Annotated in this window: 11 protein-coding genes and 2 pseudogenes; 7 read left to right on the top strand and 6 right to left on the bottom strand. The window is 60.7% G+C overall.

From position 1 onward, the window contains the following. The first annotated feature begins 59 nt into the window (after window positions 1–59). From B7R22_RS16865 to B7R22_RS20350, 3 genes are all read left to right on the top strand, one after another. Window positions 60–1,454 (top strand): extracellular solute-binding protein, encoded by a 1,395-nt coding sequence (locus tag B7R22_RS16865; RefSeq protein WP_116412860.1) that lies wholly within the window; start codon window positions 60–62, stop codon window positions 1,452–1,454. A 154-nt stretch (window positions 1,455–1,608) separates the two neighbouring features. Beyond that, on the top strand, window positions 1,609–2,616 hold the full coding sequence (locus B7R22_RS16860; protein WP_116412859.1) for a LacI family DNA-binding transcriptional regulator: 1,008 nt from the start codon (window positions 1,609–1,611) through the stop codon (window positions 2,614–2,616). Between the two features lie 168 nt (window positions 2,617–2,784). Beyond that, the gene (locus B7R22_RS20350; RefSeq protein ID WP_116412858.1) at window positions 2,785–3,123 is read left to right on the top strand and encodes a TetR family transcriptional regulator; all 339 of its coding nucleotides are present in this window, start codon (window positions 2,785–2,787) and stop codon (window positions 3,121–3,123) included. A 134-nt stretch (window positions 3,124–3,257) separates the two neighbouring features. Here B7R22_RS20350 and B7R22_RS16850 read toward each other — a convergent pair whose 3' ends face one another. From B7R22_RS16850 to B7R22_RS16835, 4 genes are all read right to left on the bottom strand, one after another. After that, the gene (locus B7R22_RS16850; RefSeq protein WP_116413001.1) at window positions 3,258–4,355 is read right to left on the bottom strand and encodes a substrate-binding domain-containing protein; all 1,098 of its coding nucleotides are present in this window, start codon (window positions 4,353–4,355) and stop codon (window positions 3,258–3,260) included. A gap of 103 nt (window positions 4,356–4,458) precedes the next feature. Beyond that, window positions 4,459–5,844 (bottom strand): multiple monosaccharide ABC transporter permease, encoded by a 1,386-nt coding sequence (gene mmsB / locus B7R22_RS16845; RefSeq protein ID WP_172582518.1) that lies wholly within the window; start codon window positions 5,842–5,844, stop codon window positions 4,459–4,461. Further along, entirely contained in the window at window positions 5,844–7,421 is a 1,578-nt protein-coding gene (mmsA, locus tag B7R22_RS16840) for a multiple monosaccharide ABC transporter ATP-binding protein (protein ID WP_116412857.1), read from the bottom strand. Before mmsA ends, mmsB begins: the two co-directional genes overlap by 1 nt. A gap of 131 nt (window positions 7,422–7,552) precedes the next feature. After that, on the bottom strand, window positions 7,553–8,749 hold the full coding sequence (locus tag B7R22_RS16835; RefSeq protein WP_116412856.1) for an ROK family transcriptional regulator: 1,197 nt from the start codon (window positions 8,747–8,749) through the stop codon (window positions 7,553–7,555). Window positions 8,750–8,884: 135 nt separating this feature from the next. Here B7R22_RS16835 and B7R22_RS20480 point away from each other — a divergent pair, with 135 nt between their 5' ends. The 3 genes and pseudogenes from B7R22_RS20480 (at window position 8,885) to B7R22_RS16820 (ending at window position 11,246) form a co-directional block, all read left to right on the top strand. Then, the gene (locus B7R22_RS20480) at window positions 8,885–9,040 is read left to right on the top strand and encodes a DUF7882 family protein (RefSeq protein ID WP_437184155.1); all 156 of its coding nucleotides are present in this window, start codon (window positions 8,885–8,887) and stop codon (window positions 9,038–9,040) included. Beyond that, window positions 9,021–9,881, top strand: a pseudogene (locus B7R22_RS20345) (bacteriorhodopsin). Before B7R22_RS20480 ends, B7R22_RS20345 begins: the two are co-directional and overlap by 20 nt. Before the next feature lie 99 nt (window positions 9,882–9,980). Further along, window positions 9,981–11,246 (top strand): phosphatidylserine decarboxylase family protein, encoded by a 1,266-nt coding sequence (locus B7R22_RS16820; protein ID WP_116412853.1) that lies wholly within the window; start codon window positions 9,981–9,983, stop codon window positions 11,244–11,246. Window positions 11,247–11,385: 139 nt separating this feature from the next. On the opposite strand, the gene B7R22_RS20475 is transcribed toward B7R22_RS16820, so the two are convergent. After that, window positions 11,386–11,508, bottom strand: a complete 123-nt coding sequence (locus B7R22_RS20475) for a hypothetical protein (protein ID WP_437184156.1) — start codon at window positions 11,506–11,508, stop codon at window positions 11,386–11,388. 13 nt (window positions 11,509–11,521) lie between these two features. Beyond that, window positions 11,522–11,635: pseudogene (locus B7R22_RS20470) on the bottom strand (hypothetical protein); the annotation flags it as partial. On the opposite strand from B7R22_RS20470, the gene B7R22_RS20340 reads away from it, so the two are divergent. Further along, window positions 11,619–11,963, top strand: a complete 345-nt coding sequence (locus tag B7R22_RS20340) for a helix-turn-helix domain-containing protein (RefSeq protein ID WP_367379205.1) — start codon at window positions 11,619–11,621, stop codon at window positions 11,961–11,963. The pseudogene B7R22_RS20470 and the gene B7R22_RS20340 sit on opposite strands and share 17 nt — an antisense overlap. The last annotated feature ends 38 nt before the right edge of the window (window positions 11,964–12,001 follow it).

Below are 12,001 nucleotides of genomic sequence, written 5' to 3'. Positions count from 1 at the left end.
CACCTCTTTTCATCCGCACCAAGTAACACAGACACCACCCACACCAAAGGAGATATCCCATGCGAAAGATTCACCGAAGAATCGCTCTCACCGCGGCCATACCGGTCATTACAGCTCTCGCGTTCAGTGGCTGCAGCTCATCAGCAAGCAGCGACGGATCAGCAGCGGGCGCGGATTCGACAGATGCCGCGATCTCTGCGGTCACCGACGCCCAGCTCCAAGGCGCCTCGATCAGCCTCGCCCGGTTCTTCGGCGACTGCTCCGACACGGTCGGGGACAGCACGAACGTAAGCACGACCGTCGGTGAGTGCGCCACGATCACGGCGCTCACCAACAAGTTCAACGCCGAGAACAAGTGGGGCATCAAGGTGACAAGACTCGGCGGAGCATCCTGGGACTCCTACTACGACACCCTGAATTCGGCATTCGCCGGCGGCACACCCCCGGACGTCGCAATCATGCACGGCTCGAGCCTCGTAGATTACGCAAGCCGCGGGCTGCTATTGCCAACCGACGGCCTTGCCAAGATCACCGACATCGACCTCAGCGACGCCGTACCCGCCGCGAAGACCGCCATCGGTTACGACGGCACCGACTATGCCGTGCCCTTCGATGTGCACGCCGCGCTGGCGCACCTGAACGTCGACCTGTGGAAGCAAGCAGGGCTCATCGACGCCGCAGGCAACCCCGTCATGCCCACGACCGCTGACGAATTCCTCGCAGACGCGAAGACCATGAAGGAGAAGACGGGCAAGAACTTCATGGGTGTGGCGCGCTCAGGCGACCAGCTCGGCGTGCACGTCTTTGAGAGTCTCCTCCAGCAGGGCGGCGGCGACATCCTGAACGCTGACGCTACCGCCGGAGCCATCGACTCACCGCAGGGAACCACCGCGCTCGACTTCATGAACAAGGTCTTCGCCGAGGGGTACGCAGACGGTAACCAGACGTACGATGCCGCCCAGCAGTCGTTCCTCGGCGGCGACACCGCGATGCTCGTCAACGGCACATGGGTCGTCGACCAGTACCGCACCACCGCACCATTCACGTACAAGGCGGCCAACTTCCCGACCCTCTTCGGAACCCCCGCGGTCTGGGCCGACTCTCATACGTGGACTATTCCCGTACAGCCCCAGGCCGACCCGGTGAAGTACCGCGCGGCGCTGGAATTCATCACCTTCCTCTACGCTCACGACCAAGACTGGGCGCTCGGCACCGGACACATCTCAGCCCGCACATCAGTACTCAATAGCGACACCTATAAGGCCGCACCCCAGCGCGCGAACTACGCCGACACAGGACTGACAATTGCGCGACCGATTCCCCACATCGCGAACTGGCCCGCCGTCTCGAAAGCGCTCGTAAACGCGATCGAGTCGAACTGGTTCCAGGGATCTTCTCCTTCCGACGCGTTGAAATCCGGACAGGCGAACATCACCTCGGCTCTCAACCAGTAATCCCTCGAATGAACTGGTGATCCCGGCCGTTGGAACGACGGCCGGGATCACTCACGTCGACTACCGCTCTTCAGCTACGCTGACTAAACCACGTGTCAGCCCAGCGCACGCCTGCCTGACCATCGCGGATCACGCACCAGTTACAAGGAATACGATGCCCGCCAGCATGCACGATGTCGCTCAACTCGCCGGCGTATCCCAAAGAACTGTATCCAACGTGGTGAACGAGTACGTGCACGTCAAACCCGAGACGCGGGCACGCGTGCAGAAAGCCATCAAACAGCTGAAGTACCGGCCCAATGTCGCAGCCCGGAACCTCAGAAGCGGCCGCAGCGGACTGATCGCGCTTGCCGTTCCCGAGATCGCGGCCCCGTACTTCGCCGAACTCGCCGACCAGATCCAGCAACACGCCGAGTTGCACGGGATGACCCTGCTCATCGATCAGACCGGGGGCACCCGCGAGCGTGAACTGGCCGTCCTCCACGGATACAGTTCGGCCGTGATCGACGGCCTCATCCTGAGCCCAGTGGCCCTCACTGCCGCTGATCTCGAAACCCATGACCAGACGATCCCGACCCTTCTGCTCGGGGAGAGAATCGATCCCGGGCCCTTCCTGCATCTCTCCGTCGACAACGTCGCTGCGGCTCGAACAGCAGTCGAGTTTCTTATCTCATCAGGCCGCACAAATATTGCCGCTCTCGGAGTGCTGCCCGAATCGAACGGTCTCGGCCCCGCCTCCCGCCGGCTGCAGGGTTACACCGAAGCTATGCAGGGCGCAGGGCTCACCACCTCTCAACTCCAGCTGCCCACAGCGGAATGGGGACGCCGGGCCGGCTACGCCGCCATCAGAGACGCCCTCGACCGTGGCACGGAAATTGATGCTGTCTTTTGCTTCAACGATCTGCTCGCCATTGGAGCGATCAGAGCGCTCACCGATCGAGGCATCTCCATCCCCGCCCGCGTCGCACTGATCGGTTGGGATGACATCGAAGAGTCCCGCTTCACCGTCCCAACACTCAGCACGATCTGTCCGGACAAAGCATTCATCGCACGAACCGCCGTCGAACGCCTCATCGCGCGAATCGCAGGCAACGGGCCCGAAGAGGATGAAATCATCCCAGAGTTCCAGCTCATCCACAGGCAAACCACCCAATCAAACTAACTCGACGAGACATCGCCGGTGCGAGACGTTCAGAGTGAGCCGGTCCTCTCACCCGGACTGCCCGTCAATGCCCGTTGATCGCGTCGTCTTGGAGATGATCCCTTACACCAAGCGCCATACCCGGAGTGCCTATGTCAGTTCGAAACGATACGACAGGTTTCCTAGGGATTGTTCCGCAGCGGCGATTCGGTTTCATCTGGGAGGAACGCTCCCAACGGCCATCGTGGCAAGAGAGAAAGTTCTCCGCCGACTCATCGAAATCAGCACGTCCTACTGGCGGCTGCGGAAGAGGAGTTCGCCGAGAACAACCTCGATGCCACAGTCGCCCATATCGCGGCGCATGCGGGTCTGGGCAAGGGAACATTCACAAGAACCCCGGCGAGTTGCGCGTGGGGCCAACTTCGGCCGTCGTTCCGGGGCCAACTAACGCTGACACAGACACCCTGCCCTCAAACGAGGGTGACCAGCCTGACGGAGAGCACATGCTCAGGGATGTCCATCGCGTGATTGAGGGGTCTGCCGCCGGCGCTAAGGACACGGACACGATCCCCCGAGAGGTAGTTCGTCAACTATTGATGGGGCGCCCGGACGCGAAAAGGAGATGGCCTGCCCACTGGGGCAGGCCATCTCCTTTTGCGGTGTTACTTGGTGAGTGGCTCGAGTGTCGGGTCGTTGGCGTAGGCCTCCGCCGCGGTCGCCTTCGTCACGATGATCGGCGCCAAGAGGTAGGCGGGAACGATCTTCACTCCGTTGTTGTACGACTTGGTGTCGTTCGTTTCGGGTGTGCCGCCCTTCTGTAGTTCTTGGGCCATTTTGATCGCCTGGGCGACGAGCGCGCGGGTGTCCTTGTTGATGGTCGAGTACTGCTCCCCGGCCATGATCGACTTGACGGACTCGACTTCGGAGTCTTGGCCGGTGACGATCGGAAGCGGCTTGCCGGCTGCCTTCACTGAGGTGATAATCGCCCGGGCAAGAGTGTCGTTGGGCGAGAGAACGCCGTCGAGGGGGGTTGCTCCGTACGTGCTGGTCAGCAGCGAGTCCATGCGGCTCTGTGCGTTCTCAGCCTTCCAGCCTGCGGTCGCGGTCTGCTTGATGTCAGTCTGACCCGAGGTCACAATGACGGTTCCCTTGTCGATCTCGGGCTGGAGAACACTCATGGCGCCGTTGAAGAACACAGGTGCATTCGCGTCATCGGACGATCCCGAGAAGAGCTCGATGTGGTAGGGCCCAGTCGGGTTCTTCGCCTTCATGCCGTCGAGCAGGGCCTGGCCCTGCAGCACGCCCACCTTGAAGTTGTCATAGGCAACGTAGTAGTCCACGTCAGGGGTGTTCAGGATGAGGCGGTCGTAGGCGATGACGACAGCTCCGGCGTCGTGCGCAGCTTTCGCCTGGGTCGCCAACTGTCCACCATCGGCAGCACCGATGATGACGACCTTGGCACCCTTGGTGATCATAGATGAGATCTGGTCCTGCTGATCTTTCACCGTGGTGGAGGCACCAGCATATTGGACGTCTCCGGTGAAACCAGCCGATTTGAGGCCGTCGGTGAAGAGGCCACCTGCAAGAACCCAGTTCTCACTGGTCTTCGAAGGCAGAGCGACTCCGATGGTCGCATCAGCAGGGAAACCCGCGGCCGAGGAACTCGAGCCGGCGTCGGTGCGCGCACTGGAGGCACAGCCCGACAGGGCGAGCATGGTGGCCGCAGCGAGTGCTGTGGTCACGAGAAGGACTTTTTTCATCATTGATCTCTTTCTTTCTCTGTGAGGTGCAATTGCGAATACGTGATTGCGGGGTAGAACAGCTTTGGCCGGATCGGGCTGCGGCATCGAGGCCACGGCCCCGTCAGTTGCGGGTGACGGCCCCCGGACGGGCGGAATCAGGTGTCCCGCCATTCGGCAAGACTTTCTCGGGCGCTTCGGAGATGGTCTCGATCTGGGGGGCTTCGAACTGCACCGGCGCAGCCGGCTTGGTACTACCGAACCGCCTTGTCAGGAGGCCCGAAATGGACGGACGACCCTGTGTCTTGTTCCAGACATCGAGGCCGACGGCAATAAGAAGAACGAGGCCCTTGATGATTTGCACGCGGTCGGATCCGACGCCGAGCAACTGAAGGCCATTGTTCAGCACTGCCATAACAAGTCCACCGATGATGGATCCAGCGACCGTGCCGATACCGCCCGAGACCGCTGCGCCACCGATGAACACGGCTGCAATGGCATCGAGTTCCCAACCGAGACCGTCTTGCGGGCCGGAGGCCTGCGAGCGGGCGACGAAGATCATTCCCGCGAGAGCTGCAAGGATCGACATGTTCATCATCACCAGGAAGTTCACCCGCCGGGAATTCACGCCGGAGAGCTCGGCGGCGTGTTTGTTGCCACCGACCGCGTAGATGTGGCGACCGAAGATGGTGTTTCGGGTGATGAAAGCGTAGATCAGCACAAGCACACCGAGGATGATGCCCGAGATCGGCAGGCTGGTTCCGACTCGGCCGCTGGCGAAGAGCACTGCGGCGTAACCGATGACGAAAACGAGGACGATGACCTTGACGAGACTGACCCAGACCGGGGCAGGCACGGATCCCATGCTGCGTTGGGTGCGACGCGAACGCCATTCCGAGATGATTACGGCGAGGGAGAGCGCTAGGCCGACCAAAAGGGTCAGGTTGTTGTACCCCGTGTTCGGGCCGACCTCTGGCAGGTAACCGGCACCGATGGAGGTGAAGCCCTCCGGAACGGCAATAGTGTTGGCGTTGCCGATCAGCTGGTTGCCGCCGCGGAAGATGAGCATGCCAGCCAAGGTGACAATGAAGGCGGGCACCCCGACGTAGGCAACCCACAGTCCCTGCCAGGCGCCGATGGCCGCGCCGACGACGAGGCCGAGAACGATGCCGAGTGGCCAAGGCAGGCCCCAGTCCGCCATCGCCGATGCCACCACGATGCCCACGAACGCGGCGACCGATCCGACGGAGAGGTCGATGTGGCCGGCGATGATGACCATCACCATGCCGATCGCGAGAATCAGGATGTAGGCGTACTGGCTCACGAGGTTGATCAGGTTACCGGGCGACAGGGTGAGACCGTTCGTCAGAACCTGGAACAGGGCGATGATCGCGATCAGGCTGAAGAGGATTCCGAATTGACGCAGATTCGACTGCCCCGATCCGAAGACCTTCTTGATATCGGTGATCTTGAAACGAGACGTTTCGGTGGTTTGCGGCCCGACGGTCATCAGCTCAGTACCTTCCTTTTGGTCGATGTCATGCTCCGCATCAGGGTTTCAGGGTCCGCCTGCGAGGCCAGGATGTCGTTCGTAATGGTGCCTTCGAAGATCGTGTAGATACGATCGGAGACGCCAAGCAGTTCCGGCAGTTCAGAGGAGATCATGATGATCCCCTTTCCCTGCGCGGCGAGGTCGCGGATGATGCCATAGATCTCGGCCTTTGCACCCACGTCGATACCCCGGGTGGGCTCGTCGAGAATAAGGAGGTCGGGGTCGGTGAACATCCATTTGGCGAGAACGACTTTCTGCTGGTTGCCGCCCGACAACGTGCTGACTCCTTCGTTGACGGTCGGTGTCTTGATGCGCAGGCTCCGACGGTAGCTCTCAGAGACCTGGTATTCATCGACGTCGTTGACGACATCGGCGCGGGAGATCTTTGACAGCTTCGCTGAAACAATGGAGCGCTTGATGTCGTCGAGCAGGTTCAGCCCGAGCGCTTTGCGGTCTTCACTCACGTAAGCGAGACCGTGGTCGATGGCCTCGGTCACGTTCCGCAATTGGATCTGTTTGCCGTCTTTGAAGACCTGGCCAGAGATGAAGGTGCCGTATGAGCGCCCGAAGAGGCTCATTGCGAGCTCCGTTCGCCCGGCACCCATCAGCCCGGCGAATCCGACGACTTCGCCCCGTCGGACGGTGAAGCTGGAGTCTTTGACTACCAGTCGCTCGGTGACTTGCGGATGCTGCACCACCCAGTTCTTGACCTCGAAGAAGACCTCGCCGATCGTGGGGTGGCGGTCTGGGAAGCGGTTTTCGAGTGTGCGCCCCACCATGCCGCGGATGATCCGGTCTTCGTTGACTCCGTCGGCCTTCACGTTGAGGGTCTCGATGGTCTTGCCGTCACGGATGATTGTGATCGAGTCAGCCACCTGTTCGATCTCGTTCAGTTTGTGCGAGATCATGATTGAGCTGACACCTTTGGATTTGAGTCCACGGATCAGGTCGAGCAGGTGCTGTGAGTCCGTTTCGTTCAGCGCGGCCGTCGGCTCGTCGAGGATGAGCAGCTTCACCGACTTGTTGAGTGCCTTCGCTATCTCGACGAGCTGCTGCTTGCCCACCCCGATGTTCTTGATCTGAGTGTCGGGATCGTCTTCGAGACCCACTCGAGCGAGCAGTTCGATCGCGCGTCGCTTCGCCTGCGGCCAGTCGATGGAGCCGAACCTGGTCGGCTCATTGCCGAGGAAGATGTTCTCGGTGATGGACAGCTCCGGGATGAGCGCGAGCTCCTGGTGAATGATCACGATGCCGGCATTCTCGCTGGACTTGATGTCCTTGAACCGACACTCCTCGTTCTGGAAAGTGATCGTGCCGGTGTACGTGCCGTACGGGTACACGCCGGAAAGAACCTTCATGAGAGTTGACTTGCCCGCACCGTTCTCTCCGCAGATCGCATGGATCTCGTTCGGCCGCACAGTCAGAGACACATCCGAGAGTGCCTTGACACCAGGGAACTCTTTCGTGATCGAGCGCATTTCAAGAATGATGGGATCGGACGAGAACGCCGGCCGCGGATCGTCTTGCCGCACCATATGCACTCCTTGACCTCACAACAGTGTGTTGACCTGGTGGCCGACAGGATCAAATTACGCGTAGAAGATGTTGCGGTCAAGTTATGAACGCATCGAATCGGTAACGAACCTCAGGACACCGAATTGCCGGTTCAGACGACGAACGGATGGATGTCCTGCTGGCTCAGTACAAGAGCGGCCGCACCCAGCGCCTCCGCTCGATCGCCGAAGCTCGAAGCGGTCACCGTGGTGGTTTCGGAGATGAGCGGCATCGCATACTGGTTCAAACCGCGGCGAATGGGCTCGAGGAACACCTCGCCCATGGCGCTCAGGGGTCCACCGATAACGACCGCGTGTGGATTGAGAACATCCGAAAGAATCGCGGCCATCCGCCCGATTGCGAAGCCAGCGTCTTCGACGACTCGGCGGGTCTCGCTGTCTCCGTCCAGAGCAAGCCTCACAATGTCGGCTGTCGTGCTGCTCGGGTGCTCGCTTAGGCTGAGGCGCTCGATCATGATTCTGGTCGACGCGACAGTCTCCAGGCATCCACGATTACCGCAACGACAGAGTAGCCCGTGTTCGCTTGTCGGAATATGACCGACCTCACCGCTGAGGCCCAGAGCACCCTTGAACTGCCTGCCATTGATAATCAAGCCGGCGCCAATACCTGTACCAACCTTGATAAAAATGAGATTCTCGGTCGAACTGTGCGGTCCCCACGTTACTTCGCACAGTGCACCGAGATTCGCATCGTTGTCGATGACCACGGGAAATCTCATATGGTTTTCAATATCGGAGACCGACACACCGATCCATTCGGGAAGCACGTTACCGTGAATGACGGTCTGCGACCGCAGGTTGATCGGGCCCGGGATCCCGACACCCACGCCGAGCACCGCCGTGCGTGGGATGTGAAACTCGCAGAGCATGGCATCGAGTCGCTCGGCTGCCAACGAGAGGGCATGCAGGGCGCTATAACGGATTTCGAGGGAAAGGGTCTGTTCGGCCACGATCCGATAGTCGAGAGTGACGATGACAATCCGAACGTGACTTCGGCCGAAGTCGATGCCGACGGAAACCGCTCCGTTGTTTGAGAGACGCACGAGAAGAGCTCGACGGCCGGAGCTGATTGTCGGCGACGTTTCAGCGATGCCATCCTGCACCAATGCCCGCACGATGTTCGAAATGCTGGCCGTAGACAGGCCGGTCGCCCGCGACAGTTCGGCCTGAGTAAGTGAGGCGCTGCCGAGGAGCCGTTGAGTGACGCTCCGCTGATTGAAAGCCTTCAACGCACTTTGTGACCCGGGCTTGATCCGGCGTTTTTGCGGTTCAGCGCCTTCGGAATACATGAAGGGAGTTTACGACGTTGAATTCGCACCTTGAAAACTTCGGAGCTACTTGGTCGAAGATCGACGCGCTTTCAAAAAAGTGGACGAGTTACTCACAGCGGACAACATCCGACGCGAACACCGCCATGCTCGATCGTGCTTCGGGCTTACTACCGGTTCTTCGGTAGCCGTGCGCCCGCACTGAACCGGGCATGGATCGATGTTCTGATGGAATCAGCCAACAGCGGCGGCGGTATGTACTTCACCGCTGAGCCCGGAACGAAGGATCGCATTGCGCAACAACTGCGTTAGTGTCGCCTGGGGCGCAACACTCACCCAAGCCGAACGCCAGCTAGTCTTCTACGTCCTGGTCGTCGCAGCTCTCGCGTTCCTGGCCGGGCTGATCCGCACAGCTGTCACCCGCAACGAAATCGGGTCACGGTATCGTTCTGCGGTCACCGCGCGGCTCGCGATGCTTGCGGTCGCGTTCGGTTCCCACCTCCTGATCCTTGTCACGTTCCTGACCAGTTACGACCATGACGGCGTCGTCTGGACACCGAACGACAACGCCGTCAACATCTTCGCCGCACGATACATGGAGTGGAGCGTTAGCGTTCCGCTGCTCTGCATCGAGCTCCTCGCCGTCTGCGCTGTCGGTGGGCGGCAGGCCCGACGCGATCAAGCAGTCGCCGTCTTTGCATCGTTCGCGATGGTCTTCTGCGGATTCCTTGGTTCCATGGTTATAGACGATGGAACCAACGCCGCCGAGTTCATCATCTGGGCGTAAATCAGCGCTGTCTCCTGGGTTGTCGCAAGTGTCGTGCTGGTCCGCGCGGTCAGGCTTTCACTGTCGACGCTCACCCCGGAATCACACGCTCTGCTGAAACGAGCGGCGATCACACTCCTTGGCGGGTGGTTCATCTACCCGGTGGCCTATTTCATACCGTTGATCGGTGCTAGCGGAACGATCACGGCCATGATCCTGATCACGTTCACGTTCACGGTCGCCGATGTCGTCGTGAAACTCGGATTCTCGACCCAGATCCACCGGGTCGCGAAGCCATGGACCGCTGAAGATGTGCGCGCCGGCTACAACGACCACCCTGAATCGATCTGGATCTCGTCCGCCGGGAGCCAGCTGAGGCCCCGATGAGGCACGCCTTTCAGGAACTGGGCTGCGGCAGTCTGGATCCGGCTGGGACGACTGGGCCGCCGCTGGGTTGGGTGTTCGTAACGTGAGTAGTGTCGAACCATGACCTCTTCTGCTGCTTCGTTCCCGTCTGATCACAAGCGCCGGAACGGGTGGCTTCCCTCGAACCAGGATGACCTCGAGACCTGGCTGGAAGGCCATCAGGCGCGAGTGGATGCCCGCCGGGACGGGGCGCCGCTGCACCCGGTCATCACCGAGTTTCAGGCGCTGATCGACTCCGATCCGGTGGTGCGCCTGTATCTCACGGAGATGATCGACCAAGTTCCGCGGAACAGCAAATACCGGACACGTCACCTGAAAAGCGTCGACCAGCTGCTTCTGCTGATCGATGAAGTGTTGACGACGGCTCCGGAGTTCAGTGACGGGGGCATGGTCACGACCCCGCTGACCGCGATCCTGGACTGGACCATGGGCACCCCGGCAGGATTTGCGGCGTACCGTGACCCCCGGATCAACGACATGTTCCGGAAGGTCCTTCAGGCCTGGGGCGAGTTCCTCAGCAGTCCGGCCTCCCGGTACGTCATCACCAATTCTCCGCAGGGCTGGAAGAGCGATGCGGCGGTCCGTGCCGTCGGGATCGGCGACTACCAGCACGACCCGGCCGACGAGTATTGGGGGTTCGCGTCGTGGAACGACTTCTTCACCCGTCGCCTCACCGATGTCTCCCGCCCTGTCGCCGAAGCTGACGACGACTCTGTCATCGTCAGCTCGTGCGAATCGACCCCGTACCGGATCAGTACGGGGGTGCAACGGCGAGATCGTTTTTGGATAAAAAGCCAGCCGTACTCATTGGCGGACATTCTCGCAAACGATCCCGCCGTCGATGACTTCGTCGGCGGCACCGTATACCAGGCGTTCCTTAGCGCGTTGAACTACCACCGGTGGCATAGCCCTGTCGCTGGCACTGTTGTGCGGGCGTTCGTCGAACCCGGAACGTACTTTTCGGAAGCGGACTCTGAAGGCGCGGACGCAGTCGAGCCGCAGAACTCGGAAAGCTACCTGGCACACGTCTCAGCGCGCGCGATCATCCTCATCCAGGCGGACAACCCCGCCATCGGACTCGTGGCCGTTGTCGCCGTCGGAATGATCGAGGTGTCCTCCTGCATCCTCGACGGCGCGGTAACGCCGGGGGCCCATCTGGCGAAGGGCGCCGAGCTGGGTTACTTCCAGTTCGGCGGATCCACAGAGTGCCTCATCTTCCGGCCGGGCGCCATCAATTCATTCGCGTTGCAGGCACTTCCGCAACCCCAGAACCCGAAGGCCACCGCCGTTCAGGTTCGATCGCACCTGGCCACGGCAACAAGCTAAACGCCCTCCCCTCCACCATGCTTTCCGGCATCCTCCGAAACAGTCCGTTTTCAGCAACGCTTTGGTCACGTCCCGCTGAGTGGTGGAGTTTCTCAATACTGGGCAGTGTCAAGTTTCTTGGACCTGGGTTTTGTGGTTGTTACGCCGCGTGGGTCTCGTCGGTGTAGTTCTGTTTGGCTGCCCGGTGGGCCTCTAGGGGCGTGAGGCAGCCGAGGGTTGAGTGCAGCCGTTTCCGGTTGTAGTACACCTCGATGTGCTCCACGACAGCGGGTTCGCGCTTCGGCTCTGGTCGGGAACACTGTTCGGCAGTACATCTCGTTCTTCAACGTTGCGAAAAACGATTCAGCGGCTGCGTTGTCCCAGCAGACCCCGGTGGCACCACACGACAACGTGGCGCCGTTTCGGGTTGCCCACCGCTCGACGTCAGCGGAGGTGTATTGGGCGAGGGTCGGTCGACCGAGGGGTTTAGAGAATGTGCAGTACAAGGCGAAGGCGCGGGAAGAGTTTTTTCGGCGGTTGGATCGTGGGGGTACGATTCGTGCTGTTGCTGCCGAACTCGGTGTGAGCGTGGACGCGTGCTATCGGTGGCGGCGCGAGGCGAATATCTCCACTCCGCGGGCGAAGAGCCGGTCGTACACAGCGGAGGAAAAGGCCGAGTTCTTCCGCCAGCTGAAGCTGGCAACGTGTCGAAGGTCGCGAAAGAGCTCGGGTTGGTGAGGATCACGTGCTACAAGTGGGCGCATCAGGCGGGGATC

It is taken from the genome of Subtercola boreus (assembly GCF_003399635.1).
GTDB lineage: Bacteria > Actinomycetota > Actinomycetes > Actinomycetales > Microbacteriaceae > Subtercola > Subtercola boreus_B.
This window is presented reverse-complemented; position numbering and strand designations above follow the sequence as displayed.